Consider the following 24,236-nt stretch of genomic DNA (forward strand, 5'->3'; position numbering starts at 1 on the left):
CCCGGGTGGTCAGAAGTTCGCTTGCCGGACTATCTCCGGAATTCCGGTGCCGAGCGCGACCCGTGTGCACCTGCCGAGCCCCACACGACCGGGGTCGAGCGCATGACGGACCATCTGCAGTGCGAACGCGTCGTAGACCATGTTGAAATGGCCGGTCAGATTTTCCGGGCACAGGTCCTGGACGACAAGATTGACCGCCCCTTCCCCACGTAGAGCCACGCTGTCGGCAGGCTGGATCACTTCGTCGAACCTGGTCCCGATGGTTGTGTACTGCACGCCGGGAACAGTGTCGGTGGGGGCGTTCAGTTCGGTGAGCAGGTCGGAACCCTGGACTTGCTCCGCGAGCGCCACCGAGAATTCGCCCTCGAGGAAATCCATCGCACCGGGCAACACCGCGAACGCGGGAGCAAGGCCGTAGAAGGTGCCGCCATAGGTCGGAGAAGCCACCCCCACCCACCGCTCGACGACGTCGGCGCCTCCGAGTTTGTTGATGTAGTACCGGGAGACGGTCGCACCCTGGGAATAACCGACGACGTCGACCTCGGAGGCTCCGGTCTCTGCGAGAACGCGATCCACGAAGTGCCCGAATTGCGATGCGGACACCCGGATCTCACCGGTCCCGTACTCCTCCGCGCCGGCCGCCAATCCGTAGTTCACGGCGAAGACACACAGCCCGGACGCCGCGAGAAGCGGTGCGAGCGCGGCAAAATCGGAATAGCTGTTGGAATCGGTTCCGTGCGCGAGGACGACCGGACGTGGATTGTCGGGCGAGGGAACACACGAGAAGTCGTTCGTGTCCGGCGGCGCCACCCCCGGGTTCCGCTCCGCATACTCCGCCGCTTCTGCGTGGGTCGCCGCGGACGGCCCTTGTGTCACAGGCACGAAGGAGGTGGACCCGAGGGGCGGTTGCGCACCTGCAACTCCCGCCGCGAGCACCGCAACGCACACCGCCGCGAAGCCTGCCCACGGCACACGTCGGACCGGCATGTGCCGCCTCCTGTCGTAACGCGGTCGTGACCACGTCATCGAAACAAGGTTCGATCACAACACTTTCCCGCTAATCCTGTGACTAATACTAGTATCAACGATGGCCTTGCGGCATCATCCGAACGAGCGACACCCCGGAAAGCGGAAAGGCAGGACCGGCAAGGCCACCGCTTACGAGGAACCGGGGGACGGCGAGGACCTCGGGCGACGGACGCTAGGGCGTCAGGGAGAGACTCAGCCTCCGCAGAACGCCGCTGCGACTTCGGGCGGAAGCCCGTCGAGCAGATCCTGCGCGGGCACGGCGAGGACCGGATCGTCGGCGAGCCAGCTCGCTGCCGGACAATCGGTCAAGAGCAAGCCGGTCTCCGGGGCGGCAGGACCACCGTCGGTGAACGCCCCCAGCACGTGCTCCGAGAGCTGCGCCGCAGACCCGTACGTCGAAGCACCCACCGAGAAGTCGGGCCCGAACGACGCGGACGCGTTGAACGACCGATCGTCGCTCCAGCCCCACTTCGTTCCGATGACCCCCGCCAGCAAGGCGGTTCCGTAGTTCTGCGCGTAACCGTCGGCCGCCGTGTCGTAAGCCGACGACATCGCAGCGAGTACCGGCGAACTCGGGTCGGTGCGCTTCTTCGTTTCGAGATAGGTCACCATGTCGTGCGTCGACGTGGTGCCGTTCCCCCAGTAGCCGGGCACGTAGGTATCGGTGAGCCCGAACTCTTCTACCGTTGTTGAGATCGCCTGGGGGTACTTCGCGTGCAGACGATCGGCGATCGCGTCGTTCGAAGCCCGGATCATCTCCGTGGCGTCGGCGTGGTCGGCAGGATCGCCGTACCGGAAGACGTACTCCGCGAGATACAACTTGACGATCGACACGCCCGCGCGGGACTCATGCTCGTTGGCAGTCCCTGCGCGGAACCCGGTGGGCGAGTGCGCAAACGAGACCTGTGTGCTGCTCGGCGCCACGATGGCACCGTTGTCGTCCAGAACCGGTGCCGGTGCCGCGGCGGCGATCTGGACACCCGATGCGGCGAGCGCAGTCAAGGCGGTGACGGCGAGGGCCTGTGCAAGGGGGCGCATGGTGAGCGATGGTAGTTGACCAAGATCGTTCCCGTGCGGTGACCCCGATGACTTCACAGCCTCACACCGGTCACACCGTATGAAACCCCGACCAGAGGAGAAACCATGATCATCGTCGCCGGACACATCACCGTCGAACCGAGCGTGCGGGCGAACTACCTGGCGGGCTGCACAGCCGTCGTCGAGCAGGCTCGTCGCACCCCGGGCTGCCTCGAGTTCTCGGTCTCCGCAGACCTGATCGATCCGTCCCGGGTGGTCGTGTTCGAGCGATGGGACTCCCCCGCCTCCGTCGAAAGCTTCCGGGGTTCCGGGCCCGACGGCGACGAGGCCGCAGCCATCGTCTCGGCATCGGTTGCGCAATACGTTGTCGCCGAGGCCCGCTCACTGACGTAATCGCCGGCCAGGTCAGCCGATACGCGGTGGGTCCACCTGAACGCGCAGCGGACCCTCCGCACGACGCGCGGTGCGGGTCGCCTGCGCTTCCCGCAGAGCACCGCCCAGTTCCCTACCCCGGTGCCTCGCGACCCGCACTATCATCCGATGCACCTCCTCGGGTTCCGGTCCGTCGGCACCGAACGGCAGTCGCTGTCCCGGGGGCAACGGCACCGGCCCGAGCACCTCGGCTCCTTCGGGCAGACGAGTCGCCTCGAGCAGTTCCGCGACGGCAGCCGAGCCACCGTCGAGCGCAGCCATGTGCACGGCGGGAGGGAAACCCACCTCCGTGCGTTCTGCCACCTCGTTCCGGGCGTGTCCGACCGGATCCCACCGGACAAGGGCCTGCACGGTCGGTATTCCGGAGTCGGCGACGACCACGACCTGGCCGCCGTCGCCGAACGGTCGCACCAACGCCGATGCCGTGAGCCACCGGCGCATCGTCTCCTCCGCGGCGCGAAGATCGGCGCGGCCGAGCAACGCCCATCCGTCGAGGAGCAGAGCGGCACCGTATCCGCCGTCCGCGACGGGTTCGGCGCCGACCGTCGAGACCACCAGTGACGCACCGGCAGCAACGGTCGCCTTGACTTCCCCGCCGCCCGAGGTGATCACCGGCACCCCGGGAAAGGCCCGGCCGAGTTCTTCCGCTGTCCGACCGGCACCGACGACGACGGCACGCAACGACCGGGCACCGCATGCATGACACCGATGCGTGGCGTCGGCGACTCCGCACCACTTGCACGCCGGTATCGCGGCGCCGTCCGGTCCCGCCGCCGCGGGGAGCGCCAACGGGCCGTTGCACCGTCGACATCGCGCGGGGGCCCGGCACTTACCGCATGCCAGAGCCGGCACGTAGCCACGTCGCGGAACCTGCACGAGCACGGGCTGTCCTGCGCCGAGCGCCGATCGGGCAGCGGCGAACGCGATGGCGGGCAACCGGGCGGCGCGGGCAGCGGGATCACGTGCGATCGCCTGATCGCTGTCGGCGAGCGCGGTGATCTTCGGCGCGCACGCTCGAAGCACTTCGCGGGGGGCGAGCAGGTCGTGCGCCCAACCGGAGTCGACGAGGGCCTGGGTCTCCGCGGTACGGGCGTGCCCGGCGATGACGACGGCCGCACCGGCAGCGTGCGCCCGGAGGGCGGCTATCTCCCGCGTGTGCGGATACGGCGACCGGGGTTCGGAATGCAGGTCGTCGCCGTCGTCCCAGACGACCAGGAGCCCGAGGTCGGGTGTCGGGGCGAATACCGCAGCCCGGGTTCCGACGACGATGCGGGCCGAGCCACGGAGAGCCGCCAGCCACCGGCGGTAACGCTCGGCCGGACCGAGTCCCGCGGTGAGACCCACGACGTGTTCCGCACCGGCCACTTCCCCGCAGGCAGCGAGCACGCGGTCGAGATCCCGCTGGTCCGGTACCACGAGGACCGCTGCGCGACCGGCCGCCGCGGTCACTGCGGCTAGTTCGGCGAGACGGCGCGGCCAGTCCTCACCGGGAAGCGCCTGCCACGCCGCGCGGGGTGCCCGCCCCGCCGCGAGAGCGTCCAGGAAGTTCTCGCCGTGCCGGTAACGCGCCCAGGCGGCGCGATCGAACGTCGGAGCTAGCGGCGGGTCCACCGGTTTCGGTTCTTCCGCCTCCACCCGGGCGTGGCGCGGAGGCACGGCGAGCCTGAGGACGTCTGCGCGTGTCCCGGCGTAGCGGGTCGCGACCTCGTCGGCGAGTGCCGCGATCTCGGGGGTGAGCACCGGCTCGGCCGACACGACCCGGTCGAGCGCACCGAGTTTGCCAGGGTGTTCGCTCGTCGCGGTGCGAGAGATCAGGAAACCGTCGACGAGACGGCCCGCAAAACGCACTCGGACGCGGACGCCCGGGCGGGCGTCCGCGTCGAGAGTGTGCGGGATCAGGTAATCGAACTCCCGGTCGAGATGCGGCACCGAGAGAAGCGGAAGAACTCGCCCTACCGGTTCGACCTCGGCAGCGCGGACTTCGGCAGCGGGTTTTTCGGCAGCCACCCGGGTGCGATCGTGGCCGTCAGAGTCCGGCGGCCGCGCGAAGCTTGTCGGCGCGGTCGGTGTTCTCCCACGGCAGGTCGATGTCGGTGCGGCCGAAATGACCGTACGCGGCCGTCTGCGCGTAGATGGGGCGCAGAAGATCCAGGTCGCGGATGATCGCGCCGGGACGCAGGTCGAACACCTCGTTCACGGCCTGCTGGATCCGAGCAGGATCGGCCTTCTCGGTGCCGAACGTCTCGACGAACAGCCCGACGGGAGCCGCCTTGCCGATCGCGTATGCGACCTGCACCTCGATGCGGTCCGCCAGGCCCGCCGCTACCGCGGTCTTGGCAACCCAGCGCATGGCGTACGCGGCGGACCGGTCGACCTTCGACGGGTCCTTGCCCGAGAACGCACCGCCACCGTGGCGGGCCATGCCGCCGTAGGTGTCGACGATGATCTTCCGGCCGGTCAGGCCGGCGTCACCCATCGGCCCGCCGAGCACGAAGGACCCGGACGGGTTGACGAGCAACCGGACGTCCGCGACGTCGAGGTCCGCGAGATTCGGGTCGGCCAGTACTGCGTCGACGACATGCGCCCGCAGGTCCGGCGTCAGCAGGTTGTTGAGGTCGATGTCGGCGGCGTGCTGCGTCGAGATCACGACGGTGTCGAGACGAACCGGCTTGTCGCCTTCGTACTCGATGGTGACCTGTGTCTTGCCGTCCGGACGGAGGTAGGGAAGGATTCCGGACTTGCGCACCTCGGTGAGGCGGCGCGAGAGCCGGTGGGCGAGGGAGATCGGCAGCGGCATCAGTTCCGGGGTTTCCGAGCAGGCATAGCCGAACATCAGCCCCTGGTCGCCGGCACCCTGCAGCGCCACCTCGTCGTCGGTCAGAGTCCCGGTGCGCGCCTCGAGCGCCACATCGACGCCCCCGGCGATCTCCGGCGACTGGGCGCCGATCGCGACGTTCACGCCGCAGGAGTTGCCGTCGAAGCCCTTCGACGAGCTGTCGTAGCCGATTTCGAGCACGCGATCGCGCACGATCTTCGGAATATCGGCGTACGCGGAGGTGGTCACCTCACCGACGACGTGCACCTGACCGGTGGTCACGAGCGTCTCCACGGCGACACGGGCACGAGGATCCTCGGCAAGCAGCGCGTCGAGGACGGAGTCGCTGATCGCGTCGCAGATCTTGTCCGGATGCCCCTCGGTCACGGACTCACTGGTGAAAAGCCGACCGCCGGTCTTGCTCACAGAATTCCCTCTCGCCTGATGTGTCTAGCTCTGAACGGACGCTGTGGAGCGGCACGCACTCCCGGTCGGGTCCAGCCCGGCCACTTTGCAGACGCTACTGTCCCGGCAGCGTCGGCGCGAGTATTGAACTCATCGGACTTTACGTCCGGTCGCCCTGTGACAGCAGCGGCCTCAGTGCGTCGAGAACCCGGCTCGCCATCAGCGCCTTGGAACCGTGGGGCAGCGCCGTCTCGGAACCGTCCGCGGCCAGCAACCAGCCGTCGTTGTGATCGACCTCGAATGCCTTGCCGTCACCGACCGCGTTGACGACGAGGAGATCGCAGCCCTTACGGGCCAGTTTTTCGCGCGCATAGGTCAGAACGTCGCCGTGTTCGTCGCCCGTCTCGGCAGCGAATCCGACGATGACGGTGTCCTCGGAGAGTGCACCTTCCGATCGGGAACGCACCAGACCGGCGAGAATGTCGTCGTTCTTGGTCAGCGCGATCGAGTCCGGTTCGCCCGCGCCCTTCTTGATCTTGCTGGCGGCGAAAGAAACGGGACGGAAGTCCGCGACCGCAGCCGACATCACGACGGCGTCGGCGCTTGCAGCGTGCTTGGTGACCGCGTCCTGCATCTGCGCGGCGGTCTGCACCCGCACGACGTCCACGGCGGCGGGATCGTCGAGTCCCGCGACCGCTCCCGCGACGAGCGTGACCTCTGCACCCCGCTGAGCGGCGAGCCGCGCGAGCGCATAGCCCTGCTTCCCCGACGATCGGTTGCCCAGGAATCGGACGGGATCGAGCGGTTCGCGGGTTCCACCTGCGGAGACGACGATGCGCCGGCCCACCAGGTCACGGGGCAGGGCGTCGGCGCGTTCGAGCAGCAGCGACGCCAGCGCGAAGATTTCGTCGGGCTCGGGCAGTCGCCCGGCACCGGTGTCCTTGCCGGTCAGGCGTCCGGATGCCGGCTCGACCACCACGTTGCCGCGACGCCGCAGAGTCGCCACGTTGTCGACCGTGGCGGGGTGTTCCCACATCTCGGTGTGCATCGCGGGGACGAACATCACCGGGCAACGCGCCGTGAGAAGCGTGGCGGTGAGCAGGTCGTCGGCGCGCCCGGAAACCGCCCGGGCCATGAGGTCGGCGGTGGCGGGGGCGACGACGACGAGGTCGGCCTCCTGCCCCAGCCGCACGTGGGGTACTTCCGGCACGTCGGCGAAGACCCCGGTGTGTACCGGATTGCCGGAAAGTGCCTCGAAGGTGGCGCGACCGACGAACTCGAGTGCCGCTTCCGTCGGAACGACCCGGACATAGTGTCCGTTCTCGGTGAACGCCCGGATCAGGGCGCACGCCTTGTAGGCGGCGATCCCGCCGGCGACTCCGACGACGACGCGGCGGCGACCGGCTTCCGGAGCGCCGTCCGCGGCGTGAGGAGTCACTCGCCTTCGGTGTGCTCGAGCAGATCCGCGTGGATCTCGCGCAGCGCGATGGACAGCGGCTTCTCCTGCAGTCCCGGCTCGACGAGCGGGCCCACGTACTCGAGAATGCCGTCACCGAGCTGGTTGTAGTAGTCGTTGATCTGCCGGGCGCGCTTGGCCGAGTAGATCACCAGAGCGTACTTCGAGGAGGCGCGTTCGAGCAGCTCGTCGATCGGCGGGTTGGTGATACCCAGCGGAGTGTCGTAGACCGGAAGGGCGTTGCCCTCGAGGTCGATCGCTGCTGCCTGCATGCTGCTCACTCGGTGTTCTCCTGAGTTTTCGCGGGATAGAAAATTTCGTCGGCGGATTCTGCAAACCGGCACCGGACGGGCGCCGGGAGGCACGCTCCGGTTATCCGTTTTCGGGACCGACTAACAAGGATACCAATTCTTCGCACGCACGGTCGACTTCGTCGTTGACGATGACCACGTCGAACTCGCCCTGGGCGGCGAGTTCGGTGCGTGCGGTTTCCAGTCGGCGGGCCACCACCTCGGCGGATTCCGTGCCTCGGCCGGTGAGGCGCTCGACAAGCACCTCCCAACTGGGCGGCGCGAGGAACACCAGGATCGCCTCGTCCATCGCGGCTCGTACGGCGCGGGCACCGGCGAGATCGACCTCGACGAGTACCGGACGTCCGGCGGCAAGCGCCTCGCGTACCGGCGCTGCCGGTGTTCCCGAGCGTTGCAGACCGGCGTGGATGTCGGCCCATTCGAGCAGCTCACCGTCGTCGATCATGCGATCGAATTCCTCGCGGGTGACGAAGCGGTAGTCCACGCCGTCCACCTCGCCCGGTCTCGGGGCGCGGGTGGTCGCGGAGACACTGAACATCAGATCAGGCACCTGGGCGCGCAGACGGCGCACGACCGTCGACTTACCGACCGCGGAGGGGCCGGCCAGAACTACCAGCCGGCCCCTCCGCGCTGCGGGTGCGCTGTCCGTCACGGGATGTGCGTCAGCTACCACGGTCTCAGGCGTCGAAATCGAACCTGGCGAGCAGGGCCTTGCGCTGGCGATCGCCGAGTCCGCGCAGACGGCGGGTCGGAGCGATTTCCAGTTCGGTCATGATCTCCTGCGCCTTGACCTTGCCGACCTTCGGCAGGGCCTCGAGCAGTGCGGATACCTTCATCTTGCCGAGGATTTCGTCGTTCTCGGCGTCCTTCAGCACCTGCTTGAGGTCGGTGCCGCCGCGCTTGAGGCGCTCCTTGAGCTCTGCCCGGGCACGACGGGCAGCAGCCGCCTTCTCCAGAGCAGCGGCGCGCTGCTCATCGGTCAGCTGGGGAAGGGCCACGGTTCCTCCGTCTCATCGTTGGAATTCAGTCTTCACCGCTGTAACCAGCGGCGATAGCGACCGTACTCACGACTTCCGCCGAATGCGAACCGCACCCCCGCTGCGACGCTCGAAAATCCGTGCGGTAGTGCGCCCGGATTCCGGGGTGGAAACGACGCGGCGGGAACGTCGAGATTTGCTGGTCCTACCTGCCTGAATGCGGAAAAGATGCTGGTCACAGGCCTTGGATGGTGATGTGAGCAGGTCACACCTCGACGGCATGCAAGATCACCGGCAGCCACCGGGAAGGTCATCGGGACGGCCGGAAAAAAATCTCGCGGTTCCGCGTGTCGCGGCGCGCTGATCCGCAGGTCAAGGACCGTGCACGCGCACGGCCCTTGACCTCTCAGTCCTGCAGAAATGCTCAGTCCTGCAGAAACGCGAACTGCTCCACCGTGCGGGCGACGGCATCACGCAGTGCCGGCACGGACGGACCCGCGCGCAGCACCTCACGTGAGACGTTCGGCACCACGGCCTTCAGGTTGCCCGCTGCCAACCGGCGGACGTCGTCCGCGGTTCCCCCCTGCGCACCCACGCCGGGCATCAGGACGGGGCCGTTCAGCTCGCGCAGGTCGGGTGCCTGCGCCAGGGTGGCGCCGACGACTACACCGACCGAACCGAGACGGTCCGCTCCGGCGTTCCGGGCCGCGGCCTCGTCCACCATCGCCTGGGCGACCGTGCGACCGTCCTCGAGCCGGGCATTCTGCACCTGTCCGCCCTCGGGGTTCGAGGTAGCGGCCAGCACGAAGACCCCGCGGCCCGTCCGGGCCCCCAGATCCAGCGCAGGAGCGAGCGCACCGAACCCCAGGTACGGCGAGACGGTCACCGCATCCGAGCACAGAGGCGACTCGTCAGCGAGCCAGGTGCGTGCGTACGCGTCCATGGTGGAGCCGATATCGCCGCGTTTGGCGTCGGCCAGCACCAGCGTCCCGGAACCGCGCAGCACCGCGACGGTACGTTCGAGCACTTCCAGACCCGCGGAGCCGAACACCTCGAAGAAGGCGACCTGCGGTTTGACGACGGCGACGACCCCGTCGAACGCCTCGACGCACAGTTCGCTGAACTTCTCGAGCCCGTCCGTGTCGACCCCGAGCCCCCACGCGGTGAGCAGTTGCGGGTGGGGGTCGATGCCGATGCACAGCGGACCGCGGCTCGCGAGCGCTTCCGCGAGCCGTTCGCCGAAGGTGCTCACGACTGTCCAGCGGTGGCGGCTCCACGCACTCGTGCGTGCATCCGCTGGATGGAACTGACGCCGATGTCACCGCGGATCGCGGCCTCGATGCCTTGCACTGCAGCGGACGCGCCCTGCACCGTCGTGATGCACGGGATGTTCGCGGCGACCGCCGCGCTGCGGATCTCGTACCCGTCGACACGTGGCCCGGAATTGCCCCACGGGGTGTTGATCACCATGGCGATATCGCCCGCGCGGATGCGGTCGACAACGTCCGGAGCGCCCTCGGGGCGTTCCTCCTCGGACACCTTGTATACGTGTTCGCACGGAACACCGTTGCGGCGCAGCACTTCTGCGGTGCCGACGGTGGCGGCGATGTGGAACCCGAGGTCCGCGAGGTGCTTGACAGGGAAGATCATCGACCGCTTGTCCTTGTTCGCCAGCGACACGAACACGGTGCCCGAGGTGGGCAGCGAGCCGTACGCCGCGGTCTGGCTCTTGGCGAATGCCGTGCCGAAGTCGTCGTCGATGCCCATCACCTCACCGGTGGACTTCATCTCGGGGCTGAGCAGGGTGTCGACTCCTGTTCCGTCGGCGCGACGGAACCGGTTGAACGGCAGCACGGCTTCCTTCACCGCCACCGGCGCATCCAGTGGGATCTCGCTGCCGTCGCCCTCGGCGGGCAGGATCCCGGAGGCGCGCAGTTCGGCGATCGACTCACCGAGCATCACGCGCGCACATGCCTTGGCGAGCTGAACCGCCGTGGCCTTGGACACGAACGGCACCGTGCGGCTCGCCCGGGGATTCGCCTCGAGAACGTAGAGGACGTCGTCCTTGAGCGCGTACTGGACGTTGAGAAGGCCCTTGACGCCGATACCGGCGGCGAGCGCAGCCGTCGAACGGCGGACGTTCTCGATGTCCGAGCGACCGAGGGTGATCGGCGGCAGGGCGCACGCGGAGTCACCGGAGTGGATACCGGCCTCCTCGATGTGCTCCATGATCCCGCCGATGTAGACGTCGGTGCCGTCGCACAGCGCGTCCACGTCGATCTCGACGGCGTCGTCGAGGAACCGGTCCACGAGCACCGGACGGTCGTCGGAGATCTCGGTGGCGCGGGAGATGTAGTTCTCCAGTGCCTTCTCGTCGTAGACGATCTCCATGCCGCGTCCACCGAGCACGTACGACGGCCGCACCAGCACGGGGTAGCCGATCTCGGCGGCGATGTCACGGGCACCGTCGAAGGTGGTGGCGGTGCCGTACTTCGCGGCGGGCAGCCCGGCCTCCTCGAGGACGCGGCCGAACTCGCCACGGTCCTCGGCGAGGTCGATCGCCTCTGGGCTGGTCCCCACGATGGGAACGCCCGCGTCCTTGAGCCGCCGCGCAAGTCCCAGTGGGGTCTGGCCACCGAGCTGCACGATGACGCCGGCGACCGTGCCGGACTCGCATTCGGCGCGGTACACCTCGAGCACGTCTTCGAACGTGAGCGGCTCGAAGTACAGCCGGTCGGCGGTGTCGTAGTCGGTCGAGACCGTCTCGGGGTTGCAGTTGACCATCACGGTCTCGTAGCCGGCGTCCGAGAGCGTCAGCGCGGCGTGCACGCACGAGTAGTCGAATTCGATGCCCTGACCGATGCGGTTCGGGCCCGAGCCGAGGATGAGAACCTTCGGCTTGTCGGGCTGCGGCGACACCTCGGTCTCCGCGGCCGGATCCAGCTCGTACGTCGAGTAGTGGTACGGGGTCTTCGCCTCGAACTCCGCGGCGCACGTGTCGACCGTCTTGTAGACCGGGTGCACACCCAGCTCGTTGCGCAGGGCGCGGACCTCGGCCTCGTCCGCGAACTGAGCGGGGCGCAGCGCCGCGATCTGGCGGTCGGAGAAGCCGTGATGCTTGACGTACCGGAGTTCGTCGGCGCCGAAGGTCTCGGCGGTGCGGACCTTCTCGCCCAACCCGACGATCTGTGCGATCTCCTCGAGGAACCACGGGTCGATCTTGGTGGCGTCGAAGACCTGCTCGAGGCTCGCGCCGAGTTCGAACGCCTGCGCGACCTGGTAGATCCGCCCGTCGGTGGGCGTCTCGATCGCCTTCAGCAGTTCGTCGAGCGAGCCCTCGACCTCGGGGCCCGTCCAGAATCCGGCCCGCTTGGTCTCGAGCGAGCGCAGCACCTTGCCGAACGCCTCGGCGAAGTTGCGGCCGATCGACATCGCTTCACCCACCGACTTCATGGTCGTGGTGAGCGTGCCGTCGGCGCCCGGGAACTTCTCGAACGCGAAGCGCGGCGCCTTGACCACCACGTAGTCGAGCGTCGGCTCGAAGCACGCCGGCGTCTCTCCGGTGATGTCGTTGATGATCTCGTCGAGCGTGTAGCCGATGGCGAGCTTGGCCGCCATCTTCGCGATCGGGTAGCCGGTCGCCTTCGAGGCGAGTGCCGACGACCGCGACACGCGGGGGTTCATCTCGATGACGACGAGACGGCCGTCGCTCGGGTCCATGGCGAACTGGATGTTGCAGCCACCGGTCTCGACGCCCACCTCGCGGAGGATCGCGATGGAGAGGTCGCGCATCTTCTGGTATTCGCGGTCGGTCAGCGTCATCGCCGGTGCCACCGTGATCGAGTCGCCGGTGTGCACACCGACCGGGTCGACGTTCTCGATCGAGCACACGATCACGACGTTGTCGCGACCGTCGCGCATGAGCTCGAGCTCGTATTCCTTCCAGCCGAGGATCGACTCCTCGATGAGCACGTTCGCGGTCGGCGACGCGGCGAGACCGCCACCGGCGATGCGCTCGAGGTCGGCTTCGTTGTACGCCATGCCGGAGCCGAGTCCACCCATGGTGAACGACGGGCGGACCACGACGGGGTACCCGAGTTCGGCGACGGTCGCGCGAACCTCGTCCATCGTGTAGCACACGGCGGAGCGAGCGGATTCGCCTCCGCACTTGGCGACGATGTCCTTGAACTTCTGCCGGTCCTCGCCGCGCTGGATCGCGTCGAAGTCGGCGCCGATCAGCTCGATGTCGTACTTCTCGAGGATGCCCTGCTCGGACAAGGCGACGGCGGTGTTGAGCGCAGTCTGCCCGCCGAGCGTGGCGAGCACCGCGTCGATCGGGGTGCCGTTCGCGGCTTCGGCGGCGATGACCTTCTCGACGTACTCGGCGGTGATCGGCTCGATGTAGGTCGCGTCGGCGAACTCCGGGTCGGTCATGATCGTGGCCGGATTGGAGTTGACGAGCGAGACGCGCATGCCCTCCTCACGGAGGACCCGGCACGCCTGGGTGCCGGAGTAGTCGAACTCGCAGGCCTGACCGATGACGATCGGGCCGGAGCCGATGACCAGGATGTGGGAGAGATCGGTACGGCGTGGCATCAGTTCTTCTCTCCCTCGAGCATGCGGGTGAAACGGTCGAACAGGTAGGAGGCGTCGTGCGGCCCTGCCGCGGCCTCCGGGTGGTACTGCACCGAGAACGCGGAGCCGTCGGCGAGCTTGACGCCTTCGACGGCACCGTCGTTGGCGCAGGTGTGGCTGATCACGGCGCGGCCGAACGGCGTGTCGAACTCCTGGCCGGCCTCACCTTCGAGCGCGAACCCGTGGTTCTGCGCGGTGATGGCGATGCGACCGGTCTCGTGCTCGACGACCGGGATGTTGATCCCGCGGTGACCGAACTTCATCTTGTAGGTGTTCAGGCCCAGCGCGCGGCCGAGGATCTGGTTGCCGAAGCAGATGCCGAACAGCGGCAGTCCCTGGGCGAGCACCTCCTTGGTCAGGTGCACAGCCCCGTCGGCGGTGGCCGGGTCACCGGGACCGTTCGACAGGAACACTCCGTCGGCCTTCAGGTCGAGGATGTCGTGAAGCGTCGCGGTCGACGGCAGCACGTGCACGCGGATGCCGCGTTCGGCGAACATGCGCGGCGTGTTGGTCTTGATGCCGAGATCGATCGCGGCGACGGTGAAGCGCGGATCGCCGCCGGTGGGTTCGACGATGTACCCGCTGGTGGTACTGACTTCGCCGGCGAGGTCGGCGCCGAGCATCGACGGCTGGCTCTTGACGCGATCGAGAAGCGTGTCGATGTCGAGGTCGTCGCCCTTCCAAGCGAGAGCGTCGCCGGAGAACACCCCGGCGCGCATCGAGCCGCGCGTCCGCAGATGCCGCACGAGTGCGCGGGTGTCGATACCCGCGAGGCCCACGACGTTCTGTCGCGCCAGTTCGTCCTGAAGCGATCCGGTCGCCCGCCAGCTGGATACGCGTCGCGACGGATCGCGCACCACGAATCCTGCCACCCAGATCTTGGACCCGTCGGCGTCGCCGGTGGGGCCCACCGACTCGTTGTCCTCGTGGTTCCAGCCGGTGTTGCCGATCTGCGGCGCGGTGGCCACGACGATCTGCCGGTGGTAGCTGGGATCGGTGAGGGTTTCCTGATAGCCGGTCATGCCCGTGCTGAACACGGCCTCACCGAGGGTCTGCCCGACTGCCCCGAAAGGCGTGCCACGGAAGACGCGCCCGTCCTCGAGGACCAGCACCGCGGTGCCGGCGCCGAATGTTCCGCCGCTCATGCGTTGTCTCCGTTCTTCTCGACCGCACCAGAACCGGCCGTACGGGCGGAAATCTCGCGTGTCGTGTTCGTCTTCGTGATGTTCGTCGTCGCTGTGATCGTCATCGTCGTTGTGATCGTCACTTTTCGTTCTCGTCCCGAGTCCATTCCCGAGTCCATTGTGGATAGATCGACTTGTCGTCCCCACGGAAACCCGTGTCGACCTCGGTCCCCGACGGCAACTGCCACCGGATCACGAGCACGCCGTCCTTCGTCATGACCTTGCCGGCCAAGCCGCGTTCGGTCCGGATCGCCCGGATCGACTCCTGAGGGATCCAGATGGGCGACGCGCCGTGCCGTTCCACCAGCACGCCCGTCCGGTACCGGCTCAGCTCGGCATTCGCGCGGAACCCGAGGTCGCCCACAGCGATGCGGTCCTGCCAACTCGGCGCGAGGGTGCTGCCGACGTACAGGCCGGTGCTCGGCTCGATGAGCCGCTCCCCCGGTTCTGCGGGTACGACGGGAAGCTCACCGATCGCGTCCTTCTGGCGTCGGGCCCGGCCGCGCCAGCCCTTCCACATCAGCAGTACGAGCACGACCCACAACGCCAGGAATCCGACGGTGAGCAGTATCCGGTCCATCTCGTCTTCCTACTTTCCGTCGGTCCGGGGGAACACCGCGCCGTCACGCGCCGTGATCCTGCCGCGAAGCACTGTCGCGGTGACCCGTCCCGGCAAGGTCATGTCCTGGTACGGGGTGTTGTCTGCGATGCTCGCCAGGTCGGGGCCGTGCACCGTCCACTCGGTGTGAGGATCGACGAGCACCAGGTTGGCGGGCTCTCCCACCTCGAGCGGACGACCTTGGTCGTCGAGCCCGACGATCTCCGCGGGGCGCTCGCTCATGACTTTCGCCACGCCGCGCCAGTCGAGCAGACCGGGACGCACCATCGTCTCGATCACGATGGACAACGCCGTTTCGAGGCCGAGCATTCCGGGACGGGCCTGGGAGAACTCGCAGCACTTGTCCTGCTCGGCGTGCGGTGCGTGGTCCGTGGCGACACAGTCGATCACTCCGGAGGCGAGCCCTTTGCGCAGCGCCTCGACATCCGAGCGTTCGCGCAGCGGCGGGTTGACGCGGTTGATGCCGTCGTAGGTTTCCAGCCGCGAGTCGTCGAGCAGAAGGTGATGCGGCGTGACCTCGGCGCTGATCGAAATACCTTGCGCGCGTGCCCATTCCAGGAGGGACACGGTGCCGGCAGTCGACGCGTGGCAGATGTGCACCCGCGCGCCGGCGTCACGCGCGAGCAGCGCGTCACGGGCGACGATGGACTCCTCGGCAGCACGCGGCCATCCCGCCAGACCGAGACGCGCAGCCGTCGGCCCCTCGTGCGCGACAGCTCCGACCGTCAGCCTGGGCTCCTCGGCGTGCTGGGCGATGAGCACCCCGAGTGACGACGAGTACTCCAGCGCGCGGCGCATGAGCAGCGGATCGTCGACGCACTTGCCGTCGTCGGAGAACATCTTGACCTGGCCGACACCGGAGGCCATGGTGCCCATCTCGGCGAGTTGCTTGCCCGCGAGACCGATCGTGACGGCGCCGACCGGGTGCACGTCGACGAGCCCGACCTCCTGGCCGCGACGCCACACGTGGTCGGTGACGACCGCGGAATCGGCGACCGGATCGGTGTTCGCCATCGCGAACACCGCGGTGTAACCGCCGCGCGCCGCAGCGGCCGATCCCGAGTCGATCGTTTCGGTGTCCTCACGACCCGGCTCACGCAGATGGGTGTGCAGGTCGACGAAACCGGGCAGCAGGACGCGGTCTGTGCCGTCGAGGACCTCCACGTCCGCTTCGGCCTCGAGTCCCGGTCCGATGGCCAGGATCTGCTCGTCGCCGAGCAGCACGTCGACCGGCTCCCCCTCGCCGTAGAGCCGGACATTGCGGATGAGCACCTGCGGCGTCACCGGGGCATCTCCTCTTCCATGTGTACTTTCCGAAGCCGCGTTCACGACAGGTTTCCTTCCGTACCGACGAGCAACCGGAAGAGCACCGCCATGCGCACGTGCACACCGTTGCTCACCTGCTGCAGGACGGCGGACTGCGGTGCGTCGGCGACCGGGAATCCGATTTCCATCCCACGCAGCATCGGCCCGGGGTGCAGGACGACGGCATGTTCCTGGAGCAACGCGGCTCGCTTGGCGCTGAGGCCGTAGCGGATCGAGTACTCCCGGGCCGACGGAAAGAAACCGCCGTTCATCCGTTCCGCCTGCACGCGCAGTACCAGCACCGCGTCGAGACCGGGCAGTTCGGCGTCGAGCGAGTCCGCGACACGCACCGGCCACGTCTCGACGCCGACCGGCAGGAGGGTGCGGGGTGCGACGAGCACGACCTCCGCTCCGAGCATGCTCAGCAGCAGAGCGTTCGACCGCGCGACGCGGCTGTGCAGCACGTCGCCGACGATCGCGACCCGGCGTCCTTCGAGCCCACCGAGCCGCTGACGCAGGGTGAGCGCGTCGAGCAGCGCCTGCGTCGGGTGCTCGTGTGTCCCGTCACCGGCGTTGATCACGGCCGGGCCGGAACCGGACTCGTTGGTCCACTGCGCAATCCGGTGCGCCGCCCCGGAGGCGGGGTGCCGCACGACGAGCGCGTCCGCGCCGGCAGCGTGGAGCGTCAGCGCGGTGTCGCGCAACGATTCGCCCTTCTGCACCGACGAACTGGAGGCCGAGACGTTGATGACGTCGGCGCTCATCCATTTGCCGGCGACCTCGAAGGAGACGCGGGTGCGGGTCGAGTTCTCGTAGAACACCGTCATGACGGTGCGGCCGCGGAGCGTGGGAAGCTTACGGACCTCACGGCCGAGCAGTGCCTGCTCGAAACGTTCGGCTTCGTCGAGAAGCCCTGTTGCAGAATCCTTGTCCAGATCCGCGATGGTGAGCAGGTGTTTCACTGGGACTTGCCTCCCGAGATCTCCACGGCGTCGCGGCCGTCCTGTTCGGTGAGCAGCACGCTGACGTCCTCGCTACGCGCGGTGGGAACGTTCTTGCCGACGTAGTCGGCCCGCAACGGGAGTTCGCGGTGGCCGCGGTCGACCAGCACGGCGAGCTGCACTGCTTCCGGGCGGCCGAGGTCGCGCAGCGCATCGAGAGCGGCGCGGACGGAGCGGCCCGAGAACAGGACGTCGTCGACGAGCACGACGAGGGTGTTGTCGACGCCGCCGTCGGGCACCGAGGTGCGCTCGAGCGGACGGTGCGGCTTGGTGCGCAGGTCGTCTCGGTACAGCGTGATGTCTAGCGAACCGACCGGCACGCGCACACCGGAGAACTCTTCGATGCGCTCGGCGAGCCGGTTCGCGAGGGTGATGCCGCGGGTGGGGATTCCCAGGAGCACGACACGCCGGGCTTCCTCGGGGGTGTCGAGCGCGGTCTTCTCGATGATCTGATGCGCGATCCGCGCGATGGTGCGATGCACATCCGCCGCGGAGAGAAGCTCACGCGCGGGTGCGTCGGCGGGAGACGCTGAATCGGTAGAAGCTGTGGACCCGTCCTCGGACACGGTCATGCAGCGACCTCCTTCTCCGCCTCACTGGACGGATCGTTAAAGGATGCCTGACAGTCGTCGAGCCTATCAGCGTGCACATGCCCGAAAGCACGGTGCGCGGGTGAAGCGCAACACAGACGTCGAGGCATCCCGGCTGGGAAAACGCGGGGAAGCACGCGAGCGGGCTCCGGTGGGGACGACACCCCACGGGAACCCGCTCGACGACAGTGGAACAGCGAAAACGTACCGCCCGGTCAGGACTGGTCGGAGTCCTTGTCCTGTGTATCACCGGGAGGCCGCACCAGTGTGGCCGCCGCGGCGGCGCGCACCTGGTCCGCGACGGCGACGATCTGCCCGAGGACGCCGTTGACGAACGCCGGGGAATCGTCGGTCGACAACTGCTTGGCGAGTTCGACGGCTTCGTCGACCGCGACGACCGGTGGCACATCCGTGGCGTGGAAAAGCTCCCACACCGCGATGCGCAGAATCGCCCGGTCGACCGCGGGCAGCCGATCGAGGGTCCACTCGTGCAAGTGATCGGCGATCACGCGATCGGTCTCGTCGAGGTTGTCGGCGACACCGTTGATGATGGTCTGCGCGTAGGGCGGCACCGGCGCGACCTGGTCGTCCGCGACGGCAAGTTCTACCCGGTCGGCAGCGAGGTCGACGGGATGGACGTTGCGTGCCTCTGCCTCGAAGAGCAGATCGACAGCGCGCTTACGGGCCTTGTGACGGGCCCCGAGCTTTTTCTGGGTACCGGACACTCAGGAGTTCACTCGCCCCAGGTAGTTGCCGTCACGCGAATCGACCTTGAGCTTGTCACCGGTGTTGATGAACAACGGAACCTGGATCTCGGCACCGGTCTCGAGCGTGGCCGGCTTGGTGCCGCCGGTGGAGCGGTCGCCCTGCAGGCCCGGGTCGGTGTGCTTGACGACGAGCTCGATCGTGACGGGCAGTTCGACGAACAGCGGAACGTCGTCGTGCGTCGCGACCTGCACGGCCATGTTCTCGAGCAGGAACTTCGCCGCGTCGCCGAGCAGCTCGGGGCTGATCGAGATCTGGTCGAAGGTCTGCGAGTCCATGAACACGTAGTCGGTGCCGTCGTTGTACAGGTACGTCATGTCGCGGCGGTCGACCGTCGCCGTTTCGACCTTGACACCGGCGTTCCAGGTCTTGTCCACGGTCTTGCCCGACGTCACATTCTTGAGCTTCGTACGCACGAACGCGGGGCCCTTGCCCGGCTTGACGTGCTGGAACTCGATGATCTGCCAGAGCTGGCCGTCGATCTTCAGAACGAGTCCGTTCTTGAAATCACTGGTGTCAGCCACTTACTTCGCGTCTCCTAGAGTCGGGGAAACCGCCTCAAACGACGGTTAATGTCTTGTCGGTGAGCGTGAGCAATTCCGGAGTCTGCTCCCGCACCACGAGCGTGTCCTCGATCCGCACGCCTCCGCGCCCCGAGAAGTACACACCCGGCTCGACGGTCACCGCCGCACCGGCGACAAGTGTACCGGTCGCCGCTGCTCCGATTCCCGGCGCTTCATGGATCTCCAGTCCCACCCCGTGACCGAGCCCGTGGAGGAACAGATCCGCGTGCCCCGCGGCGGCGACGACATCGCGCGCGGCGGCGTCCACTGCGGCGCACTCCACACCGGGCGCGAGCGCTTCGCGGCCGGCACGCTGCGCCGTGAGCACCACCTCGTACAGATCACGCTGCCAGTCGGCCGCGCGGCCCAGCACCAGGGTGCGGGTCATGTCGGAGTGGTATCCGCCCACCTGCGCGCCGAAGTCCAATTTCACGAAGTCGCCGGAGGCGAGAACGGCACCGGTGGGCCGGTGATGCGGAATCGCCGAGTTCTCCCCCGTCGCGACGATCGTCTCGAACGAGATGCCGTCCGCGCCGTGCTCGAACATGCGCCACTCGAGATCCCGGGCGACCTGCTGCTCGGTGCGCCCGGGCCGCAGCCCTCCGGCCGCGACGAGATCGGCCAGTGCACGGTCCGCGACCGCGCAGGCCTCGCGGAGCAGTCCCACCTCGTGTTCGTCCTTGACCATCCGCAGCTCTTCGACGAGACCGGGTGCGGGCACGAATCGCGCGGCGCTCCCCAATCCGTCCCAGCGGAACCGTTCGTCCACGGTGACGACGTGGCTTTCGAAACCCCACGTAACGGGCGTCCCGGTCGCTGCCGCGACGAGATGCGCTGCCGAGGCACGCGCGATCTCCGCCCGGAGATCGGGCACCTGCGCGGCGACCTGGGTGACGTAGCGGCCGTCCGTACTGATCACGGTGCGGCCCTCGTTCGCGTCGTCGTCGGCGGTGACGAGAAGCGCGGCGTTCGATCCCGTGAACCCGGTCAGGTACCGGATGTTGAGAAGATCGGTGACGAGCAGGGCGTCGAGGTCGCGCTCGGCGAGGAGGGCACGCAGGGCGCGACGGCGGGAGGCGTGATCTGCGGGCATTCGACCAACCTACCCCGCGTCCGTGTGTGGGACGAGACACACTTTCCGGCCCGCAGCCGTTACTCTCGGGTACATGAAACCGTGGTTGGTTCGCGGACTGGGGCTTTCCCTCGTCCACGTGATCGTGCGCGCATTGCTCGGTGTCGCCCTGATGCAGTGGCCGTTGCAGGGGTCGATCCTGCGATGGATGGGCCTGGCCGTCGTCATTCTGGCGGCGATCGTGTGGGCCGGCATCGACGGCGTCCGCGACCGGCGGGCGAATCCGGACCCCGACGACGGGGAGGACCTGACGATACGGTGGCTCGCCGCGGGCGCGGTCACCGGAATCGTCGCCGGTTTCCTGACGTGGCTGGTCGACACCCTGACCGACCTCCCGATCGGCGTGAAGTCGCTTCTCTTCGAATTGACGTCGGGTGCCGCATTCACGGTCCTGCTGGTGTTCCTGCCGGCGATGGCCGCGGTCACCGCGGGCCGATTCCTCGCGGGTCGAGGCGAAAGCAAGCCCGACTCGAGCGATCGGCCGTCCCGGCAGCGGGAGCGGGAGCCGGAACCCGCGGCGGTGGCGAGCGCACCGTCCGCCGACTCCGCGTGGCGCAGCGACGAGGCACCCACCGAGGTGTTCCCCGCCGTCGACCCACAGGGCCCGCGCCCCGAGCGCTGAGCTTCTCGACAGCGCGCCCTCACGTCTCCGGCCCCGGACGATACGAAGGTCCGGGTCGGTCCGCTGTAGCGTCGACCCCATGAGCAAGCTGGACGAAGTGGGCGAACGCGACGCGTGGCGATGCTGGCTGTGTGACGAACCGGTGGATCCCGCCATGTCGGTCAACGATCCGCGGGGTCCGAGTGTCGACAGCATCACGACCGCCAAGAAGGGTGCGAAGGGCGGGCAGGAACGGCTCGCGCACCGCGCCTGCAACACCAAGAAAGGCGCGGTCAAGCCCGTCGTGCCGTGGCCGGATCGGCTGTTCGTCATCGATCCCGCGCCGATCATCGGTGTGGTCGAGCAACTCACCCGGAAGGGCGGCCGCGTGGCCGTCGCGCGGTGCCCGAGCGAAGCCGACGCCGTCGAGGCCGGCGAGTGGCTCGTGGATCGGCTGTCCCGCCTCGCACCGGGCCTGTCGGTCACGACGCGCATCGATGCCGGTGGCGGCGGATTCCTTCTGGTCCTCACCACCTGACCTCGCCACCCTCGAACATTCCTTAAAATACCGTATCGTTCCCTATTGACACAGTAATAGGGAACGATACGGTATTTTCATGGAAGAAACATTGCTCTCGGTCGAGCAGGTCGCCGAACGCCTCGGACTGCACGTGCGCACCGTGCGGAATTACGTCCGCGACGGCAAGCTGCCCGCCGTGCGCATCGGCAAGCAGTACCGCATCGCGCAAACCGACCTCGACGCCTTCACCGGCAGGGCGGTACCCGCGCCACCCCGCGAGACCGTGCGGAGGCAACGACACACCGACGTCTCGAGCATCGTCGAAATCGATGCCGTGAGCCCGGAGACGGCTCACCGCCTCACCACGGTGCTGATCGCTGCCGCAGGCACCCATGACGAGGGGCCACGACTGCGGATCGACACGGTCTACGACGAAGAGCGCGGGCGCATGAAAGTCGTCGTCCTCGGGGGGCTCGCCGACACCGCCCGGCTGCTCGACTACATCGAAGGGATCCTCGAGTCGTGAACGCCATCTACAAATCCGCCACCGCCGCAGAGCAGGTGCAGCAACGCTATCGGGAACGCCTCGCGTCGTGGCCGGTGCCCTCCGACCGCGTCCGGATCCCCACCGACGCAGGCGAGACCTTCGTGGTGGTGTCCGGTCCACCGGATGCGCCGCCCCTGGTGTTGCTGCACGGGGCCGGCGCGAACACTTCGACGTGGCTCGGTGACATCGCCACGTGGGCAAGGAGTTTCCGCACCTACGCCGTGGACCTGGTCGGCGAACCCGGCCTCAGCGCGCCGACGCGGCCGCGCCTGGACACCGACGGACCTGCCCGGTGGCTCGATCAGGTGCTCGGCGGACTGGGTATCACCACGTGCGCAATTGTCGGCATGTCGCTCGGCGGATGGAGCGCGCTGGACTACGCGATCCGGCGACCCGGACGCGTGACACGTCTGGTACTCCTCTGCCCGGGCGGCATCGGCCGCCCGACGCCTCTGCGCATCCTGCCGGCGATGGCGACGCTGCCGTTCGGAGGGTGGGGCCGACGGCGCGCCGTCGCACAGGTCACGGGCCTGACCGGGCCCGAAGCCGCCCCGGTGCTCGACGACGTGGCACACACGTTCGGCGCGTTCCGGCCCCGGACGGAGAAACTCCCGGTATTTCCGGACGATGCGCTGGGTACCGTGACCGCCCCCGTCCTGGTGGTGGTGGGCGCACGTGACGTCATGTTCGATCCGGGCGAGACCGCGGACCGCGCACGGCGCTGTTTCCCCGACGCGGACGTGCACGTTCTCGCCGATGCCGGTCACGCGATCCTCGGGCAGACCGATCGGATCCTCACCTTCCTGAGTCACTCGCACACCGACACGCGGTGAGTTTCGGGCGCTCCCCCGGTCGGAACACAGGTGACCTTCGTACAGAGGAGACACCGATGACCGGCATGTTCGATCTTTCCAGCGCGACCAGTCGCATGGACCGGGTTCTCGACGGGATCAACGACGAGCACCTGCATGCGGCCACACCGTGTACAGAGGCGACGGTCGGGATGCTCGTCGACCACGTGCTCGGGCTGACCCTCGCCTTCACCGCCGCGGCGAGCAAGGATTTCGAGGGTCTCACCGACGCGCCACCCGCACTCCCGACCGGTGAACTCCAGGACGACTGGAACGATGTTGCTACCGCGAGACTGAGCGCACTCGCCGACGCGTGGCGTAATCCCGACGCGTGGACGGGCACCACCCGCGCGGGCGGCATCGATCTTCCGGGCGAGGTCGCCGGGCTGGTCGCACTCGACGAACTCGTCGTGCACGGCTGGGACCTCGCCGTCGCGACCGGGCAGCCCTACGCGTGCGAGCCCGAGGAGATCGCGGCGCGCCTCGCGTTCGCCGGATCCGTGTCCGACGAACAACGCACGGAGGGTGCGCTGTTCGGCCCCGCCGTCGCGGTACCCGGCGACGCGCCCGCCCTACACAGGCTGCTCGGACTCACCGGCCGCGATCCGTCCTGGGCTCCAGCGGGCTGAGGGAGAGCTCAGCCGAGCGAAACCGAGGACGCGTAATCGTCGACCGGCAGGTCGCCGACCACGACGGCGGTCACCTTCGAACTCTTCAAGGTGAGACTGCCGCCGTGGTTGTCGAGGAACGCGGTGTCCGCCGCATCCCGGCCGGTCGCGATCCGCACCAGCGACGAGCGCGGGGCCAACCGCGTCGGGTCCACGACGTGCCAGGCACCGTCGACGTAGGCCTCGGTGACGGCATGGAAATCCATCGGACTGCAGCCGGGAGCGTAGACCGACACCAGCCGCGCCGGAATGTTCACCGCCCGCAACAGCGCAATGGTCAGATGCGCATAGTCGCGGCACACTCCGGCGCCGGTGAGCAGCGTGTCCGTGGCACTGTCGGTGCCGCGACTCGCCCCCGGCGTGTACAGCAGATGCTGTTCGACGAACTCGACGATCCGCGCGAGAGTCTCGGCGTCCGGTTCCGGAGATCCGAAGCGCGACGCCGCGAAGCCGAAGAACCTGTCCGCCTCCGCGTAGCGGCTGGGGCGCAGGTACATCGACAGGTCGGCATCGGTGACCGGGGTGGCCGGAAACGAACCGTGCACCGTGGCCGAGTATTCGACAGTCACCTTGCCGGGCGCGCAGTCGAGCATGTGGATGCGGCTGCCGTGCTCGACCACGATCTCCCGCGGCGAGATCTCGTCGTCGTTGCGGATCACCCGCATCGACTCACGCACCTCGGCATCGCCCGGGTTCGCGACAGCGATCTTCATCTCGATCCGGGTGGCTTCGGTGACTTCGAACTCGAGCACAGCGGCGACTTCGCGTTTCATGATGACGATCCTGTCACCC

At 68.0% G+C, this 24,236-nt stretch carries 25 protein-coding genes; 6 read left to right on the top strand and 19 right to left on the bottom strand.

Translation table 11 applies throughout. The features are described 5' to 3' along the window. Positions 1-9 precede the first annotated feature (9 nt). Both RDCOP1_RS01805 and RDCOP1_RS01810 read right to left on the bottom strand, forming a co-directional pair. Positions 10-987, bottom strand: coding sequence for an esterase/lipase family protein (locus RDCOP1_RS01805; protein WP_072698355.1), 978 nt, complete (start codon positions 985-987; stop codon positions 10-12). A gap of 234 nt (positions 988-1,221) precedes the next feature. Beyond that, the gene (locus RDCOP1_RS01810) at positions 1,222-2,067 is read right to left on the bottom strand and encodes a hypothetical protein (protein WP_072698356.1); all 846 of its coding nucleotides are present in this window, start codon (positions 2,065-2,067) and stop codon (positions 1,222-1,224) included. A 105-nt stretch (positions 2,068-2,172) separates the two neighbouring features. Here RDCOP1_RS01810 and RDCOP1_RS01815 point away from each other — a divergent pair, with 105 nt between their 5' ends. Next, positions 2,173-2,460 carry a putative quinol monooxygenase gene (locus RDCOP1_RS01815; protein ID WP_072698357.1) on the top strand — a complete coding sequence of 96 codons (288 nt, stop codon included), beginning with the start codon at positions 2,173-2,175 and terminating at the stop codon, positions 2,458-2,460. 12 nt (positions 2,461-2,472) lie between these two features. On the opposite strand, the gene RDCOP1_RS01820 is transcribed toward RDCOP1_RS01815, so the two are convergent. The 16 genes from RDCOP1_RS01820 to RDCOP1_RS01895 all read right to left on the bottom strand — a co-directional run bounded on the left by RDCOP1_RS01820 (position 2,473) and on the right by RDCOP1_RS01895 (position 20,218). After that, positions 2,473-4,506, bottom strand: coding sequence for a primosomal protein N' (locus RDCOP1_RS01820; protein WP_072698358.1), 2,034 nt, complete (start codon positions 4,504-4,506; stop codon positions 2,473-2,475). 19 nt (positions 4,507-4,525) lie between these two features. Continuing rightward, positions 4,526-5,740, bottom strand: coding sequence for a methionine adenosyltransferase (metK, locus tag RDCOP1_RS01825; protein ID WP_072698359.1), 1,215 nt, complete (start codon positions 5,738-5,740; stop codon positions 4,526-4,528). A 139-nt stretch (positions 5,741-5,879) separates the two neighbouring features. Next, positions 5,880-7,157: a bifunctional phosphopantothenoylcysteine decarboxylase/phosphopantothenate--cysteine ligase CoaBC gene (gene coaBC / locus RDCOP1_RS01830; RefSeq protein ID WP_072698360.1), complete on the bottom strand. Its 1,278-nt coding sequence runs from the start codon at positions 7,155-7,157 to the stop codon at positions 5,880-5,882. Further along, positions 7,154-7,447, bottom strand: a complete 294-nt coding sequence (rpoZ, locus tag RDCOP1_RS01835) for a DNA-directed RNA polymerase subunit omega (protein WP_111731571.1) — start codon at positions 7,445-7,447, stop codon at positions 7,154-7,156. Before rpoZ ends, coaBC begins: the two co-directional genes overlap by 4 nt. Positions 7,448-7,547: 100 nt before the next feature. Beyond that, positions 7,548-8,159 carry a guanylate kinase gene (gmk, locus tag RDCOP1_RS01840; protein ID WP_072698362.1) on the bottom strand — a complete coding sequence of 204 codons (612 nt, stop codon included), beginning with the start codon at positions 8,157-8,159 and terminating at the stop codon, positions 7,548-7,550. A 4-nt stretch (positions 8,160-8,163) separates the two neighbouring features. Next, a complete protein-coding gene (mihF, locus tag RDCOP1_RS01845; RefSeq protein ID WP_006551450.1) occupies positions 8,164-8,484 on the bottom strand; it encodes an integration host factor, actinobacterial type in 321 nt (106 codons plus the stop codon). A gap of 403 nt (positions 8,485-8,887) precedes the next feature. Further along, positions 8,888-9,715: an orotidine-5'-phosphate decarboxylase gene (gene pyrF / locus RDCOP1_RS01850; protein ID WP_072698363.1), complete on the bottom strand. Its 828-nt coding sequence runs from the start codon at positions 9,713-9,715 to the stop codon at positions 8,888-8,890. Beyond that, positions 9,712-13,059, bottom strand: coding sequence for a carbamoyl-phosphate synthase large subunit (carB, locus tag RDCOP1_RS01855; protein WP_072698364.1), 3,348 nt, complete (start codon positions 13,057-13,059; stop codon positions 9,712-9,714). The genes pyrF and carB overlap by 4 nt, the downstream gene beginning before the upstream one ends. After that, a complete protein-coding gene (gene carA / locus RDCOP1_RS01860; RefSeq protein ID WP_072698365.1) occupies positions 13,059-14,243 on the bottom strand; it encodes a glutamine-hydrolyzing carbamoyl-phosphate synthase small subunit in 1,185 nt (394 codons plus the stop codon). The genes carB and carA overlap by 1 nt, the downstream gene beginning before the upstream one ends. A 118-nt stretch (positions 14,244-14,361) precedes the next feature. Next, positions 14,362-14,862, bottom strand: coding sequence for a PH-like domain-containing protein (locus tag RDCOP1_RS01865; protein ID WP_072698366.1), 501 nt, complete (start codon positions 14,860-14,862; stop codon positions 14,362-14,364). A gap of 9 nt (positions 14,863-14,871) precedes the next feature. Next, positions 14,872-16,185 (bottom strand): dihydroorotase, encoded by a 1,314-nt coding sequence (locus RDCOP1_RS01870; RefSeq protein WP_072698367.1) that lies wholly within the window; start codon positions 16,183-16,185, stop codon positions 14,872-14,874. 41 nt (positions 16,186-16,226) lie between these two features. Next, positions 16,227-17,168, bottom strand: coding sequence for an aspartate carbamoyltransferase catalytic subunit (locus RDCOP1_RS01875; RefSeq protein ID WP_072698368.1), 942 nt, complete (start codon positions 17,166-17,168; stop codon positions 16,227-16,229). Beyond that, the gene (pyrR, locus tag RDCOP1_RS01880) at positions 17,165-17,779 is read right to left on the bottom strand and encodes a bifunctional pyr operon transcriptional regulator/uracil phosphoribosyltransferase PyrR (protein WP_072698369.1); all 615 of its coding nucleotides are present in this window, start codon (positions 17,777-17,779) and stop codon (positions 17,165-17,167) included. Before pyrR ends, RDCOP1_RS01875 begins: the two co-directional genes overlap by 4 nt. A 233-nt stretch (positions 17,780-18,012) precedes the next feature. Beyond that, entirely contained in the window at positions 18,013-18,522 is a 510-nt protein-coding gene (gene nusB, locus RDCOP1_RS01885) for a transcription antitermination factor NusB (RefSeq protein ID WP_072698370.1), read from the bottom strand. Continuing rightward, positions 18,523-19,086, bottom strand: coding sequence for an elongation factor P (efp, locus tag RDCOP1_RS01890; protein WP_072698371.1), 564 nt, complete (start codon positions 19,084-19,086; stop codon positions 18,523-18,525). It abuts the gene before it with no gap. 34 nt (positions 19,087-19,120) lie between these two features. Next, on the bottom strand, positions 19,121-20,218 hold the full coding sequence (locus RDCOP1_RS01895) for a M24 family metallopeptidase (RefSeq protein ID WP_072698372.1): 1,098 nt from the start codon (positions 20,216-20,218) through the stop codon (positions 19,121-19,123). Between the two features lie 73 nt (positions 20,219-20,291). On the opposite strand from RDCOP1_RS01895, the gene RDCOP1_RS01900 reads away from it, so the two are divergent. The 5 genes from RDCOP1_RS01900 to RDCOP1_RS01920 all read left to right on the top strand — a co-directional run bounded on the left by RDCOP1_RS01900 (position 20,292) and on the right by RDCOP1_RS01920 (position 23,405). Then, on the top strand, positions 20,292-20,879 hold the full coding sequence (locus tag RDCOP1_RS01900) for a B-4DMT family transporter (protein WP_072698373.1): 588 nt from the start codon (positions 20,292-20,294) through the stop codon (positions 20,877-20,879). A 79-nt stretch (positions 20,880-20,958) separates the two neighbouring features. Further along, positions 20,959-21,396 (top strand): hypothetical protein, encoded by a 438-nt coding sequence (locus tag RDCOP1_RS01905; RefSeq protein ID WP_072698374.1) that lies wholly within the window; start codon positions 20,959-20,961, stop codon positions 21,394-21,396. Between the two features lie 79 nt (positions 21,397-21,475). Next, entirely contained in the window at positions 21,476-21,904 is a 429-nt protein-coding gene (locus RDCOP1_RS01910) for a helix-turn-helix domain-containing protein (protein WP_072698375.1), read from the top strand. After that, entirely contained in the window at positions 21,901-22,758 is an 858-nt protein-coding gene (locus tag RDCOP1_RS01915; RefSeq protein ID WP_072698376.1) for an alpha/beta fold hydrolase, read from the top strand. Before RDCOP1_RS01910 ends, RDCOP1_RS01915 begins: the two co-directional genes overlap by 4 nt. Before the next feature lie 56 nt (positions 22,759-22,814). Beyond that, positions 22,815-23,405, top strand: coding sequence for a TIGR03086 family metal-binding protein (locus RDCOP1_RS01920; protein ID WP_084722294.1), 591 nt, complete (start codon positions 22,815-22,817; stop codon positions 23,403-23,405). A gap of 8 nt (positions 23,406-23,413) precedes the next feature. On the opposite strand, the gene RDCOP1_RS01925 is transcribed toward RDCOP1_RS01920, so the two are convergent. After that, a complete protein-coding gene (locus tag RDCOP1_RS01925; protein WP_072698377.1) occupies positions 23,414-24,217 on the bottom strand; it encodes a transglutaminase-like domain-containing protein in 804 nt (267 codons plus the stop codon). Positions 24,218-24,236: the final 19 nt, after the last annotated feature.

The sequence above is a fragment of the Rhodococcus coprophilus NBRC 100603 genome (assembly GCF_001895045.1).
Taxonomy (GTDB): domain Bacteria; phylum Actinomycetota; class Actinomycetes; order Mycobacteriales; family Mycobacteriaceae; genus Rhodococcus; species Rhodococcus coprophilus.

Excerpts from the sequence above, each read along its gene's own strand:
- RDCOP1_RS01810 (WP_072698356.1), bottom strand. The coding sequence starts at position 2,067 with ATGCGCCCCCTTGCACAGGCCCTCGCCGTCACCGCCTTGACTGCGCTC.
- RDCOP1_RS01925 (WP_072698377.1), bottom strand. The coding sequence starts at position 24,217 with ATGAAACGCGAAGTCGCCGCTGTGCTCGAGTTCGAAGTCACCGAAGCC.
- carA (WP_072698365.1), bottom strand. The coding sequence starts at position 14,243 with ATGAGCGGCGGAACATTCGGCGCCGGCACCGCGGTGCTGGTCCTCGAG.
- RDCOP1_RS01865 (WP_072698366.1), bottom strand. The coding sequence starts at position 14,862 with ATGGACCGGATACTGCTCACCGTCGGATTCCTGGCGTTGTGGGTCGTG.
- rpoZ (WP_111731571.1), bottom strand. The coding sequence starts at position 7,447 with ATGCAGGCAGCAGCGATCGACCTCGAGGGCAACGCCCTTCCGGTCTAC.
- RDCOP1_RS01905 (WP_072698374.1), top strand. The coding sequence starts at position 20,959 with ATGAGCAAGCTGGACGAAGTGGGCGAACGCGACGCGTGGCGATGCTGG.
- carB (WP_072698364.1), bottom strand. The coding sequence starts at position 13,059 with ATGCCACGCCGTACCGATCTCTCCCACATCCTGGTCATCGGCTCCGGC.
- pyrR (WP_072698369.1), bottom strand. The coding sequence starts at position 17,779 with ATGACCGTGTCCGAGGACGGGTCCACAGCTTCTACCGATTCAGCGTCT.
- RDCOP1_RS01895 (WP_072698372.1), bottom strand. The coding sequence starts at position 20,218 with ATGCCCGCAGATCACGCCTCCCGCCGTCGCGCCCTGCGTGCCCTCCTC.
- RDCOP1_RS01920 (WP_084722294.1), top strand. The coding sequence starts at position 22,815 with ATGACCGGCATGTTCGATCTTTCCAGCGCGACCAGTCGCATGGACCGG.
- RDCOP1_RS01815 (WP_072698357.1), top strand. The coding sequence starts at position 2,173 with ATGATCATCGTCGCCGGACACATCACCGTCGAACCGAGCGTGCGGGCG.
- RDCOP1_RS01805 (WP_072698355.1), bottom strand. The coding sequence starts at position 987 with ATGCCGGTCCGACGTGTGCCGTGGGCAGGCTTCGCGGCGGTGTGCGTT.
- RDCOP1_RS01900 (WP_072698373.1), top strand. The coding sequence starts at position 20,292 with ATGAAACCGTGGTTGGTTCGCGGACTGGGGCTTTCCCTCGTCCACGTG.
- RDCOP1_RS01910 (WP_072698375.1), top strand. The coding sequence starts at position 21,476 with ATGGAAGAAACATTGCTCTCGGTCGAGCAGGTCGCCGAACGCCTCGGA.